Source organism: Streptomyces peucetius (assembly GCF_025854275.1).
GTDB classification, from domain to species: domain Bacteria; phylum Actinomycetota; class Actinomycetes; order Streptomycetales; family Streptomycetaceae; genus Streptomyces; species Streptomyces peucetius_A.
Window position 1 is genome coordinate 1,845,747 of sequence record NZ_CP107567.1, and the last position, 22,394, is coordinate 1,868,140.

At 72.7% G+C, this 22,394-nt stretch carries 20 protein-coding genes; 10 read left to right on the forward strand and 10 right to left on the reverse strand.

Annotated features, from left to right (window positions below; genetic code table 11):
• Positions 1-79 precede the first annotated feature (79 nt).
• The 5 genes from OGH68_RS08515 (at position 80) to OGH68_RS08535 (ending at position 4,715) form a co-directional block, all read left to right on the forward strand.
• A complete protein-coding gene (locus OGH68_RS08515; protein ID WP_264242726.1) occupies positions 80-961 on the forward strand; it encodes a glycerophosphodiester phosphodiesterase in 882 nt (293 codons plus the stop codon).
• A 41-nt stretch (positions 962-1,002) separates the two neighbouring features.
• A complete protein-coding gene (locus tag OGH68_RS08520; RefSeq protein ID WP_264242727.1) occupies positions 1,003-1,533 on the forward strand; it encodes a methylated-DNA--[protein]-cysteine S-methyltransferase in 531 nt (176 codons plus the stop codon).
• A 41-nt stretch (positions 1,534-1,574) separates the two neighbouring features.
• Complete coding sequence (locus OGH68_RS08525; protein ID WP_264242728.1) at positions 1,575-2,858, forward strand: MFS transporter; 1,284 nt, start codon at positions 1,575-1,577, stop codon at positions 2,856-2,858.
• Positions 2,859-2,925: 67 nt separating this feature from the next.
• Complete coding sequence (locus OGH68_RS08530) at positions 2,926-3,837, forward strand: pseudouridine-5'-phosphate glycosidase (RefSeq protein WP_264242729.1); 912 nt, start codon at positions 2,926-2,928, stop codon at positions 3,835-3,837.
• Entirely contained in the window at positions 3,834-4,715 is an 882-nt protein-coding gene (locus tag OGH68_RS08535; protein WP_264242730.1) for a carbohydrate kinase family protein, read from the forward strand. The genes OGH68_RS08530 and OGH68_RS08535 overlap by 4 nt, the downstream gene beginning before the upstream one ends.
• A 65-nt stretch (positions 4,716-4,780) precedes the next feature.
• Here the strand turns inward: OGH68_RS08535 and OGH68_RS08540 are convergent, their stop codons facing one another.
• A complete protein-coding gene (locus OGH68_RS08540; RefSeq protein WP_264242731.1) occupies positions 4,781-5,419 on the reverse strand; it encodes a uridine kinase in 639 nt (212 codons plus the stop codon).
• 217 nt (positions 5,420-5,636) lie between these two features.
• On the opposite strand from OGH68_RS08540, the gene OGH68_RS08545 reads away from it, so the two are divergent.
• Entirely contained in the window at positions 5,637-6,299 is a 663-nt protein-coding gene (locus OGH68_RS08545) for a DUF2293 domain-containing protein (RefSeq protein WP_264242732.1), read from the forward strand.
• On the opposite strand, the gene OGH68_RS36135 is transcribed toward OGH68_RS08545, so the two are convergent.
• On the reverse strand, positions 6,296-6,949 hold the full coding sequence (locus OGH68_RS36135; protein ID WP_319020189.1) for a chaplin: 654 nt from the start codon (positions 6,947-6,949) through the stop codon (positions 6,296-6,298). The two genes, OGH68_RS08545 and OGH68_RS36135, sit on opposite strands and share 4 nt — an antisense overlap.
• Positions 6,950-7,107: 158 nt before the next feature.
• On the reverse strand, positions 7,108-8,478 hold the full coding sequence (locus OGH68_RS08560) for an amidohydrolase (RefSeq protein ID WP_264242733.1): 1,371 nt from the start codon (positions 8,476-8,478) through the stop codon (positions 7,108-7,110).
• Positions 8,479-8,810: 332 nt separating this feature from the next.
• On the opposite strand from OGH68_RS08560, the gene OGH68_RS08565 reads away from it, so the two are divergent.
• Positions 8,811-9,257: a DUF3574 domain-containing protein gene (locus OGH68_RS08565; RefSeq protein WP_264249975.1), complete on the forward strand. Its 447-nt coding sequence runs from the start codon at positions 8,811-8,813 to the stop codon at positions 9,255-9,257.
• Positions 9,258-9,275: 18 nt separating this feature from the next.
• Here OGH68_RS08565 and OGH68_RS08570 read toward each other — a convergent pair whose 3' ends face one another.
• The 3 genes from OGH68_RS08570 to OGH68_RS08580 all read right to left on the reverse strand — a co-directional run bounded on the left by OGH68_RS08570 (position 9,276) and on the right by OGH68_RS08580 (position 14,034).
• On the reverse strand, positions 9,276-10,556 hold the full coding sequence (locus OGH68_RS08570; protein ID WP_264242734.1) for an SWIM zinc finger family protein: 1,281 nt from the start codon (positions 10,554-10,556) through the stop codon (positions 9,276-9,278).
• On the reverse strand, positions 10,553-13,423 hold the full coding sequence (locus OGH68_RS08575; RefSeq protein WP_264242735.1) for a DEAD/DEAH box helicase: 2,871 nt from the start codon (positions 13,421-13,423) through the stop codon (positions 10,553-10,555). Before OGH68_RS08575 ends, OGH68_RS08570 begins: the two co-directional genes overlap by 4 nt.
• Before the next feature lie 164 nt (positions 13,424-13,587).
• Positions 13,588-14,034, reverse strand: a complete 447-nt coding sequence (locus tag OGH68_RS08580; protein WP_264242736.1) for a DoxX family protein — start codon at positions 14,032-14,034, stop codon at positions 13,588-13,590.
• A gap of 205 nt (positions 14,035-14,239) precedes the next feature.
• Between OGH68_RS08580 and OGH68_RS08585 the strand changes: the two genes are divergently transcribed.
• Positions 14,240-14,500 (forward strand): DUF6343 family protein, encoded by a 261-nt coding sequence (locus OGH68_RS08585; protein WP_264242737.1) that lies wholly within the window; start codon positions 14,240-14,242, stop codon positions 14,498-14,500.
• Positions 14,501-14,583: 83 nt separating this feature from the next.
• Here the strand turns inward: OGH68_RS08585 and OGH68_RS08590 are convergent, their stop codons facing one another.
• The 4 genes from OGH68_RS08590 to rpsA all read right to left on the reverse strand — a co-directional run bounded on the left by OGH68_RS08590 (position 14,584) and on the right by rpsA (position 18,300).
• Positions 14,584-14,949, reverse strand: coding sequence for a tetratricopeptide repeat protein (locus tag OGH68_RS08590; RefSeq protein ID WP_264242738.1), 366 nt, complete (start codon positions 14,947-14,949; stop codon positions 14,584-14,586).
• A gap of 64 nt (positions 14,950-15,013) precedes the next feature.
• The gene (coaE, locus tag OGH68_RS08595; RefSeq protein ID WP_264242739.1) at positions 15,014-15,619 is read right to left on the reverse strand and encodes a dephospho-CoA kinase; all 606 of its coding nucleotides are present in this window, start codon (positions 15,617-15,619) and stop codon (positions 15,014-15,016) included.
• Between the two features lie 50 nt (positions 15,620-15,669).
• A complete protein-coding gene (locus OGH68_RS08600) occupies positions 15,670-16,608 on the reverse strand; it encodes a PAC2 family protein (protein WP_264242741.1) in 939 nt (312 codons plus the stop codon).
• A gap of 189 nt (positions 16,609-16,797) precedes the next feature.
• Positions 16,798-18,300, reverse strand: a complete 1,503-nt coding sequence (gene rpsA, locus OGH68_RS08605) for a 30S ribosomal protein S1 (RefSeq protein ID WP_264242742.1) — start codon at positions 18,298-18,300, stop codon at positions 16,798-16,800.
• A gap of 365 nt (positions 18,301-18,665) precedes the next feature.
• On the opposite strand from rpsA, the gene OGH68_RS08610 reads away from it, so the two are divergent.
• Both OGH68_RS08610 and hrpB read left to right on the forward strand, forming a co-directional pair.
• Complete coding sequence (locus OGH68_RS08610; protein WP_264242743.1) at positions 18,666-19,469, forward strand: class I SAM-dependent methyltransferase; 804 nt, start codon at positions 18,666-18,668, stop codon at positions 19,467-19,469.
• Between the two features lie 323 nt (positions 19,470-19,792).
• Complete coding sequence (hrpB, locus tag OGH68_RS08615) at positions 19,793-22,330, forward strand: ATP-dependent helicase HrpB (RefSeq protein ID WP_264242744.1); 2,538 nt, start codon at positions 19,793-19,795, stop codon at positions 22,328-22,330.
• Positions 22,331-22,394 lie beyond the last annotated feature (64 nt).

A 22,394-nucleotide genomic window follows, 5' to 3' on the forward strand; every position in this document is an offset into this window, starting at 1 on the left:
CATACTTCACCTGTGCCTCATTGGCCGGGGACTGTCACTCTCGGCCCGTCCGTGATCCGACGACGTGAGGATGGACCCCGTGTACGCACGCCCCGTCGCTGCCTTGGCCGCCGCCACGACTCTGGGACTCACCGCGCTGGTCCTGCCCGGTTCCGCGGCAGGCACCGAGCAGCCCGCCGCAGCCGCGGACGGCCCGCACGTGATCGCACACCGCGGCGCCTCCGCCTACGCGCCGGAGAACACCCTCGCGGCGGTCGACCTCGCCGACGACATGGGCTTCGCCTGGGTGGAGAACGACGTCCAGCGCACCAAGGACGGCGAGCTGGTGGTCGTCCACGACGACTCGCTGGCCCGGACCACCGACGTGGAGCAGAAGTTCCCTGCCCGCGCCCCGTGGAAGGTGAAGGACTTCACCGCCGCGGAGATCGCCACACTGGACGCGGGCAGCTGGCGCGGCGCCCAATGGACGGGCTCCCGGGTGCCGACGCTGAAGCAGTACCTGAACCGCGTGGACGAGAACCAGCAGAAGCTGCTGCTGGAGATCAAGAAGCCGGAGCTGTACCCGGGCATCGAGCAGGACACGCTGCGTGTGCTGGGTGAGGAGGGCTGGCTCGACCGGAGCCATGTGCGCAGCAGGCTCGTCATCCAGAGTTTCGGCGCGGACAGCGTCAGGGCCGTGCACGAGCAGCGCCCCGACATCACGACCGGCTTCCTCGGCACGCCCGCGGTGGCGGACCTGCCCGTGTACGCGGCTTTCACGGACCAGATCAACCCCTCACACACGTCCCTCACCGCCGAGTACGTCGCCGCGGTGCACGCGCTCAAGGGCGCCCACGACAAGCCGCTGCGGGTCAGCACCTGGACCGTGAACGACGCGGCGGCGGCCGAGCGGGTGGCCGGCTTCGGCGTGGACGGGATCATCACCAACAACCCGGACGTCGTCCGGGACGCGGTTGGCTGATCCGCACCCGGCTGTCGGTGGCCGGCCGTACCGTGGTCGGCATGAAGACGTTCGAGTGGGCCGTGATCGGCACGGACATCGGTCCGCTGTTCCTCGCCGCGACCGACGAGGGTCTGGTCACCGTGGTCTTCCACGCCGCACCGTCCGTGCGGGACCGCGCTGTGCGGCAGCTGGCCGACCGTCTCGGGGCCGAGCCCGTCGAGGACGCGACGGGCCGGCTCGCCGAGCCGATACGCCAGTTCGAGGCCTATTTCGCGGGCACGCTGCACGACTTCGCCCTGCCTCTGGACTGGTCGCTCTCCGCCGGCTTCAACCGCCAGGTGCTGCGCGAGCTGCTGGCCGGCGTGGCCTACGGGACGGTCGTCGGGTACGGGGACCTCGCGGCCCGCGTCGGGCAGCCGGGCGCCGCACAGGCCGTGGGCGCCGCGATGGGGTCCAATCCCCTGCCGGTCGTGGTGCCGTGCCACCGGGTGGTGGAGACGGACGGGGGGCTCGGGGGCTTCGGGGCAGGTCTGGAGACCAAGCGGCGGCTGCTGGCCATCGAGGGCGTACTTCCGCAACCGCTGTTCTGACGCGCCGGTCGGCCGGAGGTCCCCTCTGGCACACTGCGTCGGTGACCACGAGCCCCGACGCTGCTGACATACCCGAAGCGCCAAAGGCGGCGGCGCAGGCCGCCGCCGACCTGCCCTCGATACGCCGGCGTGTCAACGCGGTGCTGATCGCGAGCCAGATCCTCGGCGGTCTCGGGGTCGCCACCGGCATCGCGCTGGCCGCGGTGCTCGCCCAGGAGGTCAGTGGCACCGAGGCACTGTCGGGGCTCGCTCCGACCGCCACCGTCGCCGGGACCGCGCTGTTGTCCGTACCGCTGGCGGCGCTGATGACCTCGCGGGGCCGCCGCCCCGGACTGGTCCTCGGCTATCTCATCGGCGCGCTGGGCGCGGGCGTGGTGGTCGTGGCCGCCGTCATCAACAGCTTCCCCCTGCTGCTCGTCGGCATGGCCGGCTTCGGCGGCGCGTCGTCCGCGAACCTGCAGGCGCGTTTCGCCGCCGCCGACCTCGCCGAGCCCGAGCGGCGCGGGCAGGCCATCTCCACCGTCGTGTGGGCGACGACGATCGGCGCGGTCCTCGGGCCCAACATCGCCTCCCCGGCCGGCCGGAGCGTGTCCGGGCTCGGCATCCCGGCAGCCGCGGGGCCCTTCCTCTGGGCGGCCGGAGTGTTCCTGGTCTCCGCGGTGCTCGTCCTCGTCCTGCTGCGCCCCGATCCGCTGCTCACCGCCCGGGCGATGTCCCGGACGGACAGCTCTCCCGAGGGCCGGTCGCTCAAGGCCGGGCTGCTGGCCGTGCGCGCGTCGCCCATGGCCCGGCTGGCTCTGGTGACCGTGGCCGTCTCGCACACCGCCATGGTGTCGATCATGTCGATGACGCCGGTCGCGCTCAGCCACCACGGCGCCGGCATCGAACTGATCGGGCTGGTGATCAGTGGCCATATCGCGGGCATGTACGCCTTCTCCCCCGTGATGGGCCGGCTCACGGACCGCCTCGGACGGCTCGCGGTGATCGGCCTCGCGGCGGGGCTGCTCTGCATGGCCGCGCTGCTCGCCGGGACGGCGGGCGCGAGCCATGGGCAGACCGCGGCCGGGCTGTTCCTCCTCGGCCTCGGCTGGTCGGCCGGGCTAATCGCCGGCTCCACGCTGCTCACCGAGTCCGTCCCCCAGCCCACACGGGCGGCGGTCCAGGGCCTGTCCGACCTGACGATGAACGCGTCGGCGGGCATCGGGGGCGCGGCGGCCGGACTGGTGGTGGCACAGGCGGGATACGGCTGGCTCAACGTGATCGGCGCACTGCTGCTCCTGCCGATGGCGGGACTGGCGATGCGGCGGGCACTCGCCACGCGGTAGCGGCCGCGGCGCGGACGTCGCCCGGCCGGGATGTTTGCGGCCGACTCCGCCGCGCCAGGGATGGGACATGTCCCAGACCGCAGTCATAGTGTCCGAAGAGGTACGGGAAGCTCTCCACGCCGGCGCCCCCGTCGTGGCCCTGGAGTCGACGATCATCGCGCACGGACTCCCGCGTCCGCGCAATCTGGCGGTCGCGGAGGAGCTGGAGGCGCTCGTCCGCTCCGGCGGCGCCGTTCCCGCGACCATCGCCGTGCTCGACGGAAAGGCCCGTGTCGGCCTCACCAAGACCGACCTGGAGCGGGTCGCCGGGGATCCGGACATGCGCAAGCTGGGCCACCGCGACATCGCCCCCGCCCTCGCGACGGGCGCGAGCGGCGCGACGACCGTCTCCGCCACCGCGTTCCTCGCGGACCGCGCCGGTGTCCGCGTCTTCGCGACCGGCGGCCTCGGCGGCGTACACCGAGGCTGGACCGAGACCCAGGACGAGTCGGCGGACCTGCGGCTGCTCGCCCGGGTGGGCGTGACCGTGGTCTGCGCGGGCGTCAAGTCGATCCTGGACGTCCCCGCCACCCTCCAGCGCCTGGAGACGCTCGGCGTAACGGTGATCGGGTACGGCACCGACCGGTTCCCCGGCTTCTATCTGGCCTCCTCGGGCGAACCGGTCGACTGGACCGTCGGCTCCCCCGCCGAGGTCGCCGCCGTGATGCGCGCCCAGGACACCGTCGGTGAGCCGTACTCCTCGCTGATCGTGGCCAATCCCGTCCCCGTGGACGAGCAGCTGGATCCGGCGCTGCACGACCGGGTGCTGGCACGCTCGCTCGACGAGGCCCGCGCGGAGGGCGTCACGGGTCAGGCCGTCACACCGTTCCTCCTCGAACGGCTGATGCGGTACACGGACGGCTCGTCCCTCGAGGCCAATCTGGCGGCGGTGCGTGGCAATGTGCGGCTGGCGGCGCTGATCGCAGCGGCGTACGCATGACGGGCCTCCTCGTCGTGGGAGAGGTCGTCACCGATGTCGTCGCCCGGTACGGCACACCGCTCGCGCCGGGCACGGACACCGCCGCGAGCATCCGTGTCCTGCCCGGCGGTGCGGGGGCCAACGTGGCCTGCTGGGCGGCACATCGGGGATGCCGCGACGTACGGCTGCTCGCCCGGGCGGGCGCCGCCGACCTGGAGTGGCATGCGAAGCGGCTGCGAACGGCGGGTGTGGTCCCGCTGCTCGTGCCCGACGACGAGGTTCCGACCGCGACGGTCGTCGCACTCGTCGACGCCACCGCCGAGCGGACGTTCCTCACCGACAGCGGCGCGGTGCTGCGGCTGTGCCCGGCGGACTGGTCCCCGTCGATGCTCGACGGCGTCGGCCATCTGCATCTGTCCGGCTATCTGCTTTTCTCGGACACCAGCCGGGCTGCCGCTCTGAGTGCCATGGGCACGGCACGGAGCAGGGGCGTGCCGGTGAGCGTGGACCCCGCCTCCGCGGGGTTCATAGCCGACCTGGGCGTCGAGCGCCTGTTGTCGGTCCTCGACGGCGTGGACGTCCTGCTCCCGAACGCCGACGAGGCACGCCTGCTGACCGGTCTCCCGGACCCCGCCGACGCCGCCGCGAAACTCAGCCGCCTCGTGCCGCTGACGGTGGTGACGCTGGGAGGCCGGGGGGCGCTGGTCGCCGAGGCGGGCGAGATCACAGCCCGCCTGCCGCCGCACCCGGCCGAGGCGTTGGACTCGACGGGCGCGGGCGACGCCTTCACCGGGGCGTTCCTCGCGGCGCGGCTGGCGGGCGCCGATGCCCGTACGGCGGCTCAGGAGGGCTGCCGGGCCGGTGCCGAGGCGGTGGAAACGGTCGGCGGCCGGCCCTGACCCGGCCCCGTCAGCTCCGTCCCGACGGCGCCGGGGTACCGCGCTTCGTCCGCCGTACGAACACGTCAGCCGGTGCCGGACCAGGCCGGGTGCCGGGGGTCGTCCGCCCGTACGAGCACGTCGGCCGCGTCGCCCGGGGCGACCTCCGACTCGTAGCGTGCGTACGCCGGGAGGGTCCAGCGTTCGCTCTCGTCCGTGCGGCGCTCCAGGGCCCCCGGCGAGAGTTGCAGGTGCACGGTCAGGTCGAACGGGAACCAGTGCCCGAGCAGGAACGGACCGTGGAGCAGCAGCACGCCGCCGGAGGGCAGGCCGACGTGCGGGCTGCGGGTGGCCCGGTCGGTCGCCGGGTCCCACAGGTCGGGCAGGACTTTGCCGGTTCCGCCCGCCTCCAGCGGTCCGAAGACCTCCCGCCACAGGGCGCCGGTGTCGAACCAGCCGCTGTAGTACGTGTCGGGGTCCTCCCGCCCGTACTCGAACCGCAGGGACGCCGGGCGGAGAAAGCCGCCCGTCCCCACCACGACGACGCCTCTTCCCCGCAGCCGCAGCGCTTCGGCGAGCCGCTCGGCAAGCTCGCCGGGCCGCGCGGCTGGAGCGCCGTCGACGCCGATGCGCAGCCAGGGACTGCCGTCAGCGGCAGTGCTCCGCAGGGCCCGCTCGGCCAGGTGCTCGGTCAGCCGCTCCCAGGTGATCGCCTCGAGTCGCACGGCCCCATCATCACCCGGCGGGTGCGGCCGGGTCCTCGCGGGCCGGGGCGCCTCGTGGACCGAGAGGGGGCTGCGGGCGGGCAGGAAGTACGTCACATGGAGGACGACGGGCTCGGTGCCGAGGTGGCGGCCGGTGTGGCGCGGCCCTGACTGCCTTCGGGAACCGGGCAGTTGCGCGCCATGGGAGCGGAGCGTACCCCTGGGGTACGTACCCGACATGGACGTGGTGGTGATCCGGCCGCTCAAGGGAAGGCACTGCTCGGAGTGTTGCAGGGGGCCGCTGCCGATGCATCTCGTCGAGTCCGGTGCGCCCGTCTGCCTGGACTGTGCGGACCTCGGTCACCTCGTGTACCTGCCGAGAGGTGACGCCGCCCTGACCAGACGGGCACGGGAGGCGAGTTCGCTCTGGGCGGTGGTGGTCCGGCTCAACCGGCGGCGCGGACGCTACGAGCGCCAGGGACTGCTCGTGGAGGAGCCGGCGCTCGCCCTCGCGGAGTCGGCCTGCCTCGCCGACGCGAACGCCCGTGCCCGCCGCCGTGCGCGGGACGCGGCGCGCCGGGCCGCTGAGGACGTGCGGTTCACCGCGGAACTGACAGCGGTGATTGCGCGGTTGTTCCCCGGCTGCCCCGCGGAGCGTGCCGCAGACATCGCCTCGCACGCGTCCGTCCGCGGCAGCGGCCGCGTGGGCCGCACCGCGGCGGGCCGCTCGCTGGACGAGGAGGCCGTCACGGCCGCGGTGCGCGCGTCCGTACGGCACCTCGACACCGCCTACGACACCCTGCTGGCGGCCGGTGTGGCCCGCCACCAGGCGCGCGCCCGCGTCGCGGAGGAGATCGACGCGGTGCTGGCGTCCTGGCGGCGGCCCGTTGAACCTGCCTAGGACTGCTGCGAGGGACGGAACCGGCGGTACAGCACGAGGCCGCCGAAAATCATGGTCGCGCCGGCGGGCACCGCGAACGCCAGCCCGTCGGACCCGGTGTGGGCGAGCGACCCTCCGGCGGCCTTCGGGGCCTCCTCGCCCTGCGCGGCCGGCTGCTCGGGCTTGGCGACCTCCGGCGGCGTGGCCGGCTTCTCCTCGACGGGCGGCTTGCCCGAGTCGTTCACCGAGGTGTTGCCGGTGGCGGGGTTGCCGATGCCGACGACGTTCACGGAGTTGCCGCTCACGTTGACCGGCACGTCGACGGGCATCTGCACGCCGTTGCCCGACAGCACGCCGGGGGAATGGGCCACTTCGCCGTCTGCCTGGGCGCCGCCGCCGTTGTCACCGCTGCCACCGTTGCCGCCTTGCGACACGTTGGCGCAGGAGTTGCCCGCGGCCGGGTTGAGCAGTCCGACGACATTGACCGTGTTGCCGCACACGTTCATCGGGACGTGCACCGGAAGCTGGACGCCGTTTCCGGAGAGCACGCCGGGAGATCCGACGGCGGCGCCGTGCGCACCCGAGTCAGCCTGAGCGTAACCCGTCGCCATGGCCAATGCGCCGCCTGTGAGCATCACGGTCGCCAGGCCCTTTCGGTGAACCTGCCTCATGGGTTGCCTGCCTTCAGATGGAGTTCCACGGGACACTTGCCCGCACCGGAGCTAACGCCGCACAACCACATCGGTTCTGCCCAACGACGCATTCACTCCATCGAGTGTGTCGTGTTTGAGCGGCCTCCGCACCCCTGACCTGGCCGGGTCGCCACCCCTCACGCGTTGTACTCCTGGATGCGCCGCCCGTCCCGCCGGCGGATCAAGGCAGGCAGTTCCCGGTCGAGTTCGGCGGCGACCGCGGGCACGTCGAGTGTGAGCAGCCGACGGTCCCGCATCAGGACCTTGCCGTCCACGACGGTAGTGCGGACGTCCGAGGACCGCGCGCTGTGCACCAGGGTCGCGGCCACGTCGTGCACCGGCCGGGTGTGCGGGCCGGTGAGGTCCACCAGGATCACGTCCGCCCGCCGCCCGGGGGCGAGCGCACCGATCCGGTCGCCGAGCCCCACTGCCCGCGCGCTCTGTGCGGTGGCGTGGTCAAGTGCCTGCCGGGCGGTCAGCCATGCCGGGTCGCGTTCCGTCGACTTCTGCACGAGCACGGTGAGCGTCATGGACTCCCAGACGTCGAGGGTGTTGTTGGAGGCCGCGCCGTCGGTCGCCAGTCCTACGGGGACGCCGAGGCCGGCCAGCGCCCGGACCGGGGTCGTGTCCCAGCCGAACTTGAGGTAGCCGCGCGGCGCAGTGGCGACGGCGACCCGGCCCGTGGCGCGCCGCAGCACGGGCAGGTCCCGTCCTGTGATTCCGGTGCCGTGTGCGATGAGCAGATCGGTGTCCAGCAGCCCAGCCCGCTCCAGGACCTCGATGGGGGTGCGTCCGTACCGTTCGAGGCTGTGGTCGGTCTGCGCCTTGTTCTCGGCCGCGTGGAGATGGACGGGGAGCCCGTGCTCGCGGGCCAGTTCGGCCGTGGCCGCGAGGTCCTCGTCGTCGACCGTGTACGGAGCATGGGGCGCCAGCGATGTCGTGATCCGCCCATCGGCCGACCCGTTCGCGCTGAGCGCGAAGTCGAGGGACCGTTCGCGTCCTTCGGTTCCCTGGCCGGAGAAGTACGCCCAGCCCAGGTTGGCCCGCAGACCGCTGTGCGTCACGGCCGCGGCGACCTTGTCCATGGCGAAGTAGTGGTCCGCGAAGGTGGTGACCCCGCCCCTGATCATCTCCGCGCAGGCCAGCAGGGCGCCCAGTTCGACGACGGAGTCGGTGAGGTTGGACTCGATGGGCCAGATCCAGTCGTTGAACCATTCCTCGACGGGCATGTCCTCCGCGATTCCGCGGAGCGCGACCATCGGCGAGTGAGTGTGGCAGTTGACGAGACCCGGCATGGCGACCTGCCCGCTGCCGTCGATGCGTTCGGTCGCGGGGAGGTCCGCGACAGCGGCGGCTGTCGTCACGGCGTCGACGACTCCGCCGCGGACGACGACGGCCGCGTCGTCCGCGAAGTCGATCCGGCCGTCCTCGCCGTGCACCAGCGCGGTGCAACCGGTGATCACGAGATCGGCTCGTGTCGTGCGGTCCCCGTTCTCCACTGCGGCCATCCGGTACTCCTTGTCGACGTCACCGGCTCCCGGTCCGGGGGGCCGGGTCCGGGTCCGGACCCGAGGCGGGTTCGGACCCGGCTCCGGATCCTGTCCTACCCCGCGTCGCGCCGGCCGCGCTGCGGGATGCGCTCGTGCGGGTGGATTCCGGCCGGAGCTTGTGCCCCGGCCGGTTGCGGGGAGCTCCCGGCGGTAAGGGTGGGCGCGGGCCGGCTGTCCGCCGGCCGCTCGTACCGGCAAGAGGACCTGACCGTGCGGACCTCGACGCAGTCTCTCCGCCGCCCGATCCGCCCCGCGCGCTGAAGCCCCGGTCGGTGGGGCAGCGCACCCTGATGGCCGTCGCCGGCGCGGCGGTGGCCGTCCTGGCCGTGGGCGCACCAACCTCGCGGGCGACCCTGGACGGCGGGTGGAGCGGATCCGGGACGCCGGCCGCGGTGGTGGCGCGGGGCGAGGCCTACATCGAGACGCGGCTGTTCTTCGGCACTCAACGCCCTGACGGAGGGCCTGATGTGACGGACGCCCAGTTCACGGCGTTCATCGACCGGAGCGTCACACCCGCCTTCCCGGAGGGGCTGACCGTCCAGCAGGGACGCGGCCAATGGCGCGACTCCGACGGCGTCATCGAGCGGGAGCGTTCGTACGAGCTGATCCTGCTGTATCCCGCCGCCGAGGCCCGTGCACGTGGCGGCCGGATCGAGCGGATCCGTGACGCGTACGCGCGCATGTTCGCGCAGGAGTCGGTGGCGCGGCTCGACGAACCGACGAGGATCGATTTCTGACATCGTCCGAAGTCGCCGTCACCTCCCGAGGAGCGCGGCGAGCGCCCCGACCGGGTCGGTGTCGGGGGTGCCGCGCGGCCACCAGTCCTCGCGGTCGGGGTCCGACTCGTACTGGTACCAGAGGCCGTTGCGACCGAGCCGGAGCTGGAGCGAACGCGCGGAGAGGTGGTTGCGCCAGGGCCGGAAATCGGGGAAGTCCGCGGCGGCCAGGGCCGGGCGTGCCCGGTCGAAGGGGCCGGCGGGCGGATCCCACGGCTCCTCCAGCACGGACAGGGCCTCCGGTCCGCCCTGCCGCCACGCGGCGACGGCACGGGCCAGATCGGTGGGCGTACGGTCGGCCGCTGCGGCGAGGTCCCGGTACAGGGCGCGGGTGGAGGCGGTCAGGCCCGAGCCGGGATGGGCGGCGGCGAGCCGGACGGTGTCCTGCCAGCGGGTCAGAGCGGCGACCGGGTCGTGACCCGTGGTGAGCAGGGCGTGGGCCCGTCCGGCGGCCTCACCGGCGAGCAGGTCCAGTGCGAGCGGGTCAGGAGCGCCGGGTACGTGCGGATAGGCCGGGGGACGGCCGGGTCGCCGGGGGGCGGTGAAGGGCGGCGGCAGGGGCGGCAGCGTGGTGGCAGCGGCGACGGCCTCGCCCGCCGGCACTGTCGCCAGGGGCGCCGCTGACGCGGCCGCGGTGTGCTCGGCGGCGGAACGCGTCGCGTTACGGCGGGAGAGCGCGGAGAGGATCTCCCGTTCTCCGCGGCCGCGCATCAGGAAGAGCACGAACGGGTCCTCGTCGAGCAGCCTGGCCGTCTGGTAGCTGAGTGCCGCGGCGTGCTTGCAGGGGTAACCGTCGTCCGGGCAGGAGCAGTCGGGGATCAGGTCGTCCGGTGTGGGCAGCAGTTCGGCGGTGCTCGCCAGCGCCTGCGGGACATCCTTGTCGAGGAGGGCCGCGATGTGGTCGGGGCGGGCCGCCGCCGCGGCCAGGAAGTCGTCCCAGTCGTCGTCGCTGAGGGTGCGCAGACGGATCTCGGTCCGGTACGGACGGGGGCGGCTGCCCTGCACGTACGCCATGACGCGGCCCGGCGTCACCGTGATGGCGGCGACATGGCCGCGGGCGGCATAGGCCCGGCCGCGCACCAGGCGCGCCGGGTCGAGGGCGGTTTCCTCGAGGGCCTCCACCCAGGCGTTGCCCCACCAGGTCGTGGCTGTCTCCTGCCCGGCGAGCGGCTCGAGCGCGGGGAAGGTCCGGCGCTGGTCGTCGTGGTGCGGCCCTGCCGGCGGGCCGGGTCGCGAGCCGGGGCGCGTACGCGGGGTCATGAGGGCCTCCGCAGAGAGACGAGGTCGGCCAGCTCCCGGTCGGTGAGTTCGGTCAGCGCCGCCTCGCCGGAGCCCAGCACCGCGTCCGCCAGCGCGCGCTTGGAGGCGAGCATCTCGGCGATGCGGTCCTCCACCGTGCCCTCGGTGACGAGACGGTGGACCTGGACGGGCTGTGTCTGGCCGATGCGGTAGGCGCGGTCGGTCGCCTGCTCCTCGACCGCCGGGTTCCACCAGCGGTCGTAGTGCACGACATGGCCCGCCCTGGTGAGGTTCAGCCCGGTCCCCGCGGCCTTGAGCGAAAGGATGAACACCGGCACCTCGCCGGACTGGAAGCGGTCGACCATCCGTTCGCGCTCCGCCACCGGCGTCCCGCCGTGCAGCAGCTGGCTCGGGATCGCGCGGGACGAGAGGTGGGCGGAGAGCAGCCGGGCCATGGAGACGTACTGGGTGAAGACGAGGACGGAGCCGTCCTCCGAGAGGATCGTCTCGAGCAGTTCGTCGAGCAGCGCGAGCTTTCCCGAGCGGCCCGTGAGCCGGCCGGCGCCGGTGCCGCCCTGGCCGGTGCCCAGCGCGGCGCCGTACTCCTTGAGGAACTGGGCCGGGTGGTTGCAGATCTGTTTGAGGGCCGTCAGCAGCTTCATCACAAGGCCGCGGCGCGCGATGCCGTCCGCCGCCTCGATGGCCGCCATCGTCTCGCGCACCACGGCTTCGTAGAGGGACGCCTGCTCGCGTGTGAGCGGCACCGGATGGTCGGACTCGGTCTTGGGCGGCAGCTCGGGCACGATCCCCGGGTCGGACTTCTTCCGGCGCAGCAGGAACGGGCGGACGAGCCGCGCGAGCCGCTCCACGGCGTCGTCGTCCTCTCCGGTCTCCACCAGGCGGGCGTGGCGGGAGCGGAATGCCTTGAGCGGGCCGAGGAGCCCCGGAGTCGTCCAGTCCAGCAGCGCCCACAGCTCGGAGAGGTTGTTCTCCACAGGGGTGCCGGTGAGGGCCACGCGGGCGGGGGTGGGGAGGGTGCGCAGAGCCTTGGCGGTGGCGGAGAACGGGTTCTTCACATGCTGGGCCTCGTCGGCGACGACCATCCCCCAGGTGTGCGCGGCCAGCTCCTCGGCGCTGCTGCGCATGGTGCCGTACGTGGTCAGCACGAAGCCGCCGTCCGGTCTGTCGAGGGTGCGGCCCGCGCCGTGGAACCGCCGCACGGGGACGTCCGGGGCGAACCGGGCGATCTCCCGCTGCCAGTTGCCGAGGAGCGACGCCGGGCACACGACGAGCGTCGGCGCGGTACGCGCGCGGCGCAGGTGCAGGGCGATCACGGTGACGGTCTTGCCGAGACCCATGTCGTCGGCCAGGCAGCCGCCGAGGCCGAGCGACGTCATGAGGTCCAGCCAGGCCAGGCCACGCAGCTGGTAGTCCCGCAGAGTGGCGTGCAGGCCCTCGGGCGCCTCGGCCGGGGCGGCGGGGACGGTGAGGCGGTCACGCAGGGCGGCCAGCGCGCCCGTGGGCACCGCCTCCACCGTTTCGCCGTCGACGTCCGCCGTGCCGGTCAGCGCCACTGCCAGGGCGTCGACCGGCTCCAGGAGACCGAGCTCCCTCTTGCGTGCCTTGCGCACCAGGTCGGGGTCGACGACGACCCAGCGGTCACGCAATCGCACGATGGGGCGGTGCGACTCGGCGAGCGCGTCCATCTCGCGTTCCGTCAGCGGATCTCCGTCGAGGGCCAGCTGCCAGTCGAACCTGAGCAGATCGCCGCTGTCGAAGAAGGGGGTGCCGTCGGTGGCGGAACCGGGCGCGGACCGCACGACGGCGGCGGCCGTGAGCGTACGGGCGAGCTCCTTGGGCCAGTGGACGCTCACTCCGGCCGCGTCCAGGCGGGCGGTGCCCGGTCCGAGCAGCTCGTACAGCTCGTCCTCCGTCAGCGGCAGCACGTCCGGCACGTCCCGCTCCAGCAGCCGGGCGAGCGGCTGCCAGGCGCGGGCGGCACGGCGCAGCGCCAGCACGGTGTCGATGCGGGCCCGCGGCCCGAAGTGCTCGTCGCCGTCTCCTGCCCAGAGCCGCGCGGCGTCCATGACCAGGGTCGGGTCGGCGAGGCTGTGCACCTGGACCACGGCGGCCCCCGCGCTGCGCTCCGCCCCGCCGCCGTCCGCGGTGGCGTCGAAGAGCTCGTACGCGGACAGGTCCAGGCGCAGGGCGACCCGGACGCCGGCGTCCATCCCGGCCGCCGCCTCGGCCGCCCACTCGCGGGCCCCGGGGAGGTGCTGCGGCTCGGCCGCCGCGAACGGCGCACCTGCGGCGTCGGAGGCGGCGGGTGTGCGCGGCAGGCTGTCGGCCACCGCGTCGAAGAAAGCACGCACCAGCGACTCCGGCTCCGGGAGCCGCAACGGCCCGTCCCCGTCGGCAGCCGGCCCGTCCCCGTCGACGGGAGCGGCGTGCGCCTCGTACGGCATGGCGGCGGCGATGGCACGCAACTGCGCGACGTCATCGGCGTCGAGCGGTCCGGCACGCCAGGCGTCGTGGTCGGAGGGAGTCAGCCCCGGCAGCAGCCGGCCGCGGGCGACGAGATGCAGCGCGTGCAGCACGGCCGCGCCCCAGCAGGCGGCGGCGGGGTGCGCGACAGGGTCCAGCCGGGCCCTGATCAGCAGCGGCGCGGCGTCCACCACCGGCATGACGACAGCGGGAACGGTGACGCTGCGGACGGACGGCGTGTCCGCCTGCCCGTGCGGGCGGACGACGGTGATCTCACCGCTCGCGCCGGGGAGCGGATGCCCGTCCGGGGACCAGAAGGCGATCCGGCCGTCGCGCGGCAGTGCGGCGGGCAGGAAGACGGCGGCTGCGGCACGGACGGCTGTCGTGTCCGGCTCCGGGACCATGGCGTCATCTCCTCTCCCGCCAGTGTGTGCAGGGACATGTGAATGCGTGGGGTGCCCGGAGTGGCACCGCGCATGAACGACCTTACGGGCGGGGTATGACAGCGACGGCACACACGGCTGTGACCTGGTCTTTCACCTGGTGACCGGCACCCCTCACCGCGGTGTCAGCCGTGGTTTCGCACCAGGGCGACGAGCTGTGAGGTGTGATGCCGGCGGACCACGGCGACGACCGTCAGCAGGGCGAAGAAGATGACCGGGGTGAGCGCGTTCTGCCCGTCGAACACGGTCAGCTGCGTGGCGAAGGCACCGATCATCAGTCCCATGAGTGCCATCGCGGCGACCCCGGACAGCAGCGGGATCACCAGGGCGATCGCACCGGCCAGCTCCAGGCCGCCCACCAAGTACATGTACCAGTCGCCGTAGCCGATTGCGTCGAAGCCCTCCGTCGCGGAGGAGTGCGCCACGAGTTTCGGCGCAGCGCTGGCGACGGCGAAGAACAGAGCGAGGACGATCTGCAGCGCGCGGACGACGAGGTGGGTGCGGCGGGTCGGTCCGGCGGCGAGCGTCGGGACGGCAGCGGTGGACGAAGCGGAGGAAGCGGTGGCGGACATGGGTGTCTCCTCGGACGTGAGCGGTGAGAGATGCGAAGGCACTTTCATTTCCATGGCGCTGTCGGACAGTTCCATGGCGCTTTCACACAGTCGGACCGCCGCTTGCCGCGGAAATCATCGGTCCGGGCCGACAAATCCGCGGCGCCCCCGGAGATTTGGGCAGCTGCCCGTAGGAGGTGCATCCTGGAGAAGGAGATGCGATGCCATGCGTACTGGGAGTGAACCCGTCACCGCACGCAGTCCCCTGCGGATGCGCTTCTGGCTGGGCGTGTGGGGCCTGATCTGGACGGCGGTAGGCACGGTCGCCTTCGCGCTCACCGAGCGTCCCGGCTGGGCCGTGGTATGCGGGATTCTCTTCCTCGTCGTGGCCGTGGACCTGTTCCTGGTCGTGCGCCACATCCGCCAGGGCCCGCACTTTCAGCCCGGCCGGGACGTCCCACCGTACGAACCGCCCGGCCGCGACTGAGCTGCGGCGCCGGCCGAACGGCCCCGTCCGGACGCCGCTCGGAGCCCGGACGCCGGTCGTCGTCCGGGCCCGCGGCGCCGGTGTCACTCTGTGTCGAAACGGGCGGCCTGGAGATACTCCGGGTTCGGGTCCAGGGCCGCCGCCAGGCGGAAGTGGCGCTTGGCCTGCTCCGGCCTGCCTGCCCGTTCGAAGGTGCGGGCGAGGGCGAAGTGCGCGAACGCGTTGTCGGGCTCACGCTCGAGGACCAGCTCGAACTCGAGCTCTGCCGGACGCAGTTGCGCGGCGGCGAAGAACGCGCGTGCGCGCAGCAGCCGGGCCGCCGTGTTCTCGGGGTGGGCAGCGATCACCGAGTCCAGCAGCTTGACGGCCCCGCGCGGGTCCCGCGCGGCCAGCAACTGCTCGGCGGCGCGGTAGTCGATGACGTGGGTCTCCGGGTTGCTGTTCGACACGTTCGCATCCTTCCCCTGGCTGTGCCGTTGCCAACACGGGACGCCGTGGCGCTATTCCGTCAGGTCACCGCGCCCGCGAGGCGCGCCGGGTCAGCTCGTTCCAGACTTCACGGACCTGCGGCTCCAGCTTCTCCAACGGTCCGTCGTTGTCGATGACGATGTCGGCGACGGCCAGCCGCTGCTCACGCGTGGCCTGGGCGGCCATGCGGGAGCGGGCCTCGCTCTCGGTCATCCCGCGCAGTTCCACGAGCCGTTCGAGCTGGGTCTCCGGCGACGCGTCCACGACGATCACCAGGTCGTAGAGCGACTGGAGGTTGTTCTCCGTGAGCAGCGGTACGTCGTGGACGACCACGTCGTCAGGGCCCGCGGCCTGTTCGAGTTCACGGGACCGGGCGCCGACCAGGGGATGGACGATGCCGTTCAGAACGGCGAGGCGCTCGGGATCGGTGAACACGATCGAACCGAGCTTGGGACGGTCCAGGGAGCCGTCGGCACCCAGGACTTCCGGGCCGAAGGCGTCGACGACGGCCGCGAGGCCCGGCGTCCCGGGCTCGACCACCTCACGGGCGATCCTGTCGGCATCGACCAGGACCGCCCCGTACGAGACGAGCCGCCGGGACACTTCGCTCTTGCCGGCACCGATACCGCCGGTCAGGCCCACTGTCAGCATGCGCCGCAGCCTACGCGAGCACTCACCGGCCCCGCCCTGTCGGCCGGGTCCTAGGCATCGCCCTCGCGTTCCGCGAGGAAGCGCTCGAACTCCAGCCCGAGCTCGTCCGCCGACGGCAGCTCGACGGCCTCGGCGACGAGACTGCCGCGGCTCTCCGCCCCGGTCATCGCGTCGTACTGGTGCTCAAGGCCCTGCACCAGGGCGACCAGCTCTTCGTCGCCCTCGCCGATCTGCCGCTCGATCTCGGTCTGGGTGCGGTGCGCCTCCGTGCGGAGCGAATGCGCCACTGCCGGCAGCACCAGTCCCGTGGCGGCCGTGATGGTCTCCAGCACGGTCAGCGCCGCGTCCGGATAGGAGGAGCGGGCCACGTAGTGCGGTACGTGGGCGGCCACGCCGAGCACGTCATGACCGGCCTGCATCAGGCGGTACTCGACGAGTGCCTCGGCGCTGCCGGGGACCTGGGCCTCGTCGAAGGGGCTTTGATGGCCCGGTGTGAGGTCCGTGCGGTTGCCGTGCGGCGTGATGCCGACGGGCCGGGTGTGCGGAACACCCATGGGGATGCCGTGGAAGTTCACCGCGAGGCGCACTCCGAGCCGCTCGACGATCTGTCCGACCGCGGCGGCGAAGCGCTCCCACTCGACGTCCGGCTCGGGCCCGGAAAGCAGCAGGAAGGGTGCGCCGGTGGCGTCCTGGACGAGCCGCACCTCCAGCGAGGGGGTGTCGTATCCCGCCCAGCGGTCGCGCCGGAAGGTGAGCAGCGGCCGACGGGCGCGGTAGTCCACGAGCCGGTCGTGGTCGAAACGCGCCACCACCTGGTGGGGCAGCGTCTGCAGCAGATTGTCGACGATCTGCTCGCCGGTCTCCCCCGCGTCGATGTAGCCGTCGAAGTGGTACAGCATGACCAGGCCGGCGGACTCCTGCGCGAGCGCCATGTCGACGACCGCCAGGCCCTTCGGCTCCCACTCGTACAAATCCTGCGGATCAAGCACGATTACCGCTCCTCCTCGTGTTCGAAGACAAGAACGTGCGGTGGGGTGTGTGCATTCCCGTTCTCTCTTGTGTTCCGGTGTGGCCGGTGTCGAACATCCGGGGGCGGCCGTGGTCCCTGAACGCGGTAAGGCCCGCCCCCCGGAGGGGAGCGGGCCTTACTTCAGCTGTTGGCTGTCAGGGGCAGAGCGTCAGCTCTGGCCGCCGGCCAGCTTCTCGCGCAGGGCGGCAAGCGCCTCGTCCGACGCCAGGGCGCCGGAGTTGTCGTCCGACTCCGAGGAGTAGGAGCCACCGGAAGCACCCGCGGGGGCACCGGCCGGGGCAGCGGCGCCACCCTCGGCAGCGGCGGCCTCGTCGGCCTCGCGGGACTTGATGACCTGAGCCTGGTGCTGCTCGAAGCGCGACTGCGCCTCGGCGTACTGGGTCTCCCACGCCTCGCGCTGGGACTCGAAGCCCGGCAGCCAGTCGTTGGTCTCCGGGTCGAAGCCCTCGGGGTAGATGTAGTTGCCCTGGTCGTCGTAGGACGCGGCCATGCCGTACAGGGTCGGGTCGAACTCGACCGAGGCCGGGTCGGCACCGAAGGACTCGTTGGCCTGCTTCAGCGAGAGGCTGATGCGACGGCGCTCGAGGTCGATGTCGATGACCTTGACGAAGATCTCGTCGTTGACCTGGACGACCTGCTCCGGGATCTCCACGTGGCGCTCGGCCAGCTCGGAGATGTGGACCAGGCCCTCGATGCCCTCGTCGACGCGCACGAACGCACCGAAGGGAACGAGCTTGGTGACCTTACCCGGGACGACCTGCCCGATCTGGTGGGTCCGGGCGAACTGCTGCCACGGGTCCTCCTGCGTCGCCTTCAGCGACAGGGAGACACGCTCGCGGTCCATGTCGACGTCGAGAACCTCGACGGTGACCTCCTGGCCGACCTCGACAACCTCGGACGGGTGGTCGATGTGCTTCCAGGACAGCTCGGACACGTGCACGAGACCGTCGACGCCACCCAGGTCCACGAACGCACCGAAGTTGACGATCGAGGAAACGACGCCGGAGCGGACCTGGCCCTTCTGCAGGGTGGTGAGGAACGTCTGACGCACCTCGGACTGGGTCTGCTCGAGCCAGGCGCGGCGGGACAGGACCACGTTGTTGCGGTTCTTGTCCAGCTCGATGATCTTCGCCTCGAGCTCCTTGCCCACGTAGGGCTGGAGGTCGCGGACACGGCGCATCTCGACGAGGGAGGCCGGCAGGAAGCCACGGAGGCCGATGTCGAGGATGAGACCACCCTTGACGACCTCGATGACGGTGCCGGTGACGATGCCGTCCTCTTCCTTGATCTTCTCGATGGTGCCCCAGGCCCGCTCGTACTGGGCGCGCTTCTTCGAGAGGATCAGGCGGCCTTCCTTGTCCTCCTTCTGAAGGACAAGGGCCTCGATCTCGTCGCCGACCTTGACGACCTCGTTCGGGTCGACGTCGTGCTTGATCGAGAGCTCGCGGCTCGGGATGACACCTTCGGTCTTGTAACCGATGTCGAGCAGGACCTCGTCCCGGTCGACCTTCACGATGACGCCGTCGACGATGTCGCCGTCGTTGAAGTACTTGATCGTCTCGTCGATCGCGGCGAGGAAGGCTTCCTCGTTACCGATGTCGTTGACCGCAACCTGCGGGGTGGTGGCGGTGGTCTCGGTGCTGCTCGTCATGTGGGAAAGGGCTCCGGTGCGGACATTGAAGTCGTAGGTACTGCTACGCCGAGAGCCTTGTATCGCAGCTGCAGAAGCCGGACAGCCTTGGAAGCACCTATCGATGGATCCGGAGGATCCTGGAGGTGCCTCGTGAACCGAGGGACACATACAGATGCGAGCGCGGCCTGCTCGGTCCGAGGCACGCAGGCCCGCAGCGCAACTTGTAGCATACGGGGGCAGCCGGACACGGTCAATGCGCGAAGGCGCACACCCGGGACGGAAGACCGCATTTCCGGCACAACTCTTGTTCGCCGAGGCCACGATGGCCTCTTTCGGGGGCCTGGCGTCGGCGCGCTGGAACGCAAACTACAACGACGGTGACGATGAGCCAAGATTTCGAACCGGAAGCGACCCGCCGTGACACAGGTGACGCGGAGAGCAGCCGGGCCAGCCGCAGCTGGTGGGACGGGAACGCCGACGAGTACCAGAGCGAGCACGGTGCCTTCCTCGGCGACGACCGCTTCGTCTGGGGGCCGGAGGGGCTGGACGAGGCGGATGCCGCGCTGCTCGGCCCGGCCGGGTCGCTGAAGGGCCTGGACGTGCTCGAGATCGGCGCGGGCGCAGCCCAGTGTTCACGCTGGCTCGCCGCCCAGGGCGCCCGGCCCGTGGCCCTCGATCTCTCGCACCGGCAGCTCCAGCACGCGCTGCGGATCGGCGGGGGCGTACCGCTGGTGGAGGCGGACGCGGGCGTGCTGCCGTTCCGGGACGGATCCTTCGACCTCGCGTGCTCGGCATACGGAGCGGTCCCCTTCGTCGCGGACCCGGTCCGGGTGTTCCGGGAGATCAGGCGGGTGCTGCGACCGGGCGGACGGTGGGTCTTCTCCGTCACGCACCCGATCCGCTGGGCCTTCCCCGACGAGCCCGGGCCCGAGGGCCTGTCGGTGGCCGCCTCGTACTTCGACCGCACTCCGTACGTGGAGCAGGACGAGGAGGGCCACGCCGTCTACGTGGAGCACCACAGGACGCTCGGCGACCGCGTACGGGACGTGGTGGCCGGCGGCTTCCGGCTGATCGACCTGGTCGAACCGGAGTGGCCCGCCTGGAACAGTCAGGAGTGGGGCGGCTGGTCCCCGCTGCGCGGCAACCTGATCCCGGGCACGGCGATCTTCGTCTGCGAGCGGGACTGAGACGAGCCGGACCGGGGGGTCGCTCCGGCCGAAGGCGCGGGAAGAGCACCGACGGGGCCGGTCCGGGCCGGGAGCGGGAACGGCCGGGCGATGACGGACCGACCGGGAGCCGGAACAGCCGCGCGTGACCGACCGGCCGGGAGGGAACGGGAACGGCCGGGGTGGTGGAAACCGGTCGAGAGGGTTCCGGCCGGTGGGGCGGAGACGGAGCGGAGTGGGTACGGCCGGGTGGTGGGGACGCCTCGAGCGTGATGGTCATACAAACCCACCGGGGCTGTGGACAGCCTGACCCGCCGTCCGCCGGGACGTACGAGACTGAGCCCGTGATCCGAAACGACGCAATCGACCGTCTCCCCGTCCGTCATGCCGTCGACGACCTGTTCGCCGCGCTCGACGCGCACGGCACGGCAGTGCTGTGCGCGCCGCCGGGCACCGGCAAGACCACACTGGTGCCGCTGGTGCTGGCCGAGGCCGGCGCCCGGGTCGTGGTCGCGGAGCCACGGCGGATAGCGGCGCGCGCGGCAGCGCGGCGCATGGCGTGGCTCCTGGGCGAGAAGGTAGGAGGCCGCGTCGGCTTCACCGTCCGCGGCGAGCGCGTGGTGGGGCGCGAGACCGTCGTGGAGGTCGTCACCACGGGTGTGCTGCTGCAACGGCTGCAGCGCGATCAGGAGCTGGCCGGTGTCGACGTGGTGATGCTCGACGAGTGTCATGAGCGGCATCTGGACGCCGACACGGTTGCCGCTTTCCTGCTGGACGTACGGTCCGCCCTGCGGCCGGATCTGCGGCTTCTGGCGGCCTCGGCCACGACGGACGCCGAGGGCTGGGCGCGGCTGCTCGGCGACGCGCCGGTGGTGCGGGCCGCAGGCGTCGCCCACCCGGTCGAGGTGGTCTGGGCACCACCGGCCCGCCCGGTACGGCCGCCGCACGGGATGCGGGTCGATCCGGAGCTGCTCACCCATGTGGTGTCGGTGATACGCAGGGCGCTCGCGGAGCGCGAGGGTGACGTGCTCTGCTTCCTGCCGGGCGTCGGCGAGATCGGCCGCGTCGCGAGCCGGTTGTCGGGGGTGGAGGCTGAGGTTCTCCAGGTGCACGGCCGGGCGCCCGCGGCGGTCCAGGACGCCGTGCTCGCCGGCGGGGAGACCCGACGGGTGATCCTGGCGACCTCGGTCGCGGAGTCGTCCCTGACCGTGCCGGGCGTGCGGGTGGTCGTCGACTCGGGGCTGGCGCGCGAGCCGCGTACCGACCACACGCGCGGTCTGAGTGCGCTGACGACCGTGCGGGCCTCGCAGGCCTCGGGCCGGCAGCGGGCCGGCCGAGCCGGGCGTGAGGGGCCGGGGGCGGTGTACCGCTGCTGGACGGAGGCCGAGGACACCCGGCTGCCGCGTTTCCCGGCACCGGAGATCAAGGTCGCGGACCTGACGTCGTTCGCACTGCATGCCGCGTGCTGGGGCGACCCGGCGGCCAGCGGTCTCGCGCTGCTGGACGCTCCCCCGCCGGGCGCGATGGCCGCCGCGCGCTCCGTGCTGGCCGCGATCGGGGCGGTCGACGGAGCTGGGCGGGCCACCGAACGGGGCGCCCGGATGTCGCGCCTCGGCCTGCATCCCCGGCTGGCCCGCGCGCTGCTGGACGGCGCCCGGCAGGTGGGCGGGCGGCGGGCGGCCGAGGTGGTCGCGCTGCTGAGCGAGGAGCCGCCGCGGGAGTACGGGGACGACCTGGCCGGCGCCTGGCGCGCGGCCCGGCGGGGCGGCGACGCGTACGGCGCGCGATGGCGGGCGGAGGTGCGCCGACTGGAGGCATCACTCGGCGGCTCGGGACGTGGGCGGGCACCGTCCGGGAACCAGGAACCGCCCGGGAACCAGGGACCGTCCGGGAACCAGGGACCGTCCGGGGACGATGCCGTCGCCGGGCTGGTCACCGCCCTCGCGTTCCCCGAGCGGGTGGCCCGACGGCGCGGCGACGGGGCGTACCTGATGGCCTCCGGCACTGGCGGCGAGCTCGCCACCGGCTCGCGGCTGCGTGAGGCGCCCTGGCTCGCAGTCGCCGTCGCGGACCGCCCCGCCACCGCCGCGTCCGCGCACATACGGCTGGCCGCCGTCCTCGACGAGGACGGCGCCCGCGAGGCCGCCTCGCATCTGCTGACGGGTGGCGAGGAGGTCCACTGGGAGGACGGAGACGTCGCCGCGCGGCGCGTGGAGCGGCTCGGCGCCGTCGACCTCGCCGTACAACCGCTGAGGGACCCCGATGCGGCGCTCGTGCGCCAGGCGCTGCTGGAGGGCCTGCGGCGGGAGGGGCTCGGACTGCTGCGCTGGACACCGGAGGCGCGCGGTCTGCGCGAGCGGCTGGGGTTCCTGCACCGGGTGGCCGGCCCGCCGTGGCCGGGGATGTCGGACGCGGAGCTGCTCGAGGCGGCGGACGACTGGCTGGAGCCGGAGCTCACCCGGGCCCGCCGGCGAGCGGATCTGGGCCGTATCCAGGCGGGTCAGGCGCTGCGACGGCTCATGCCGTGGGCGACCGGCGACGCGGCACGGCTGGACGAGCTCGCGCCGGAGCGGATCGAGGTGCCGAGCGGCTCCCGGATACGGGTCGACTACAGCGGTGAACAGCCGGTGCTCGCGGTGAAGCTGCAGGAGCTGTTCGGGCTGCGCGAGACACCCGAGGTGGCCGGTGTTCCGGTGGTGGTGCATCTGCTCTCCCCCGCCGGGCGGCCCGCGGCGGTCACCGCGGACCTGGCGTCGTTCTGGCAGGAGGGCTACCGGTCGGTGCGGGCGGAGCTGCGGGGGCGCTACCCGAAGCACCCGTGGCCCGAGGACCCCGCCACGGCGGAGCCGACCCGGTTCACGAACGCCCGGCTCAGACGCTGACCGGCTCGGGCCCCTACGCCCGGGCGTGACCGGCGGCTCGGGCTTACGGCGCTCGGCCACTGAC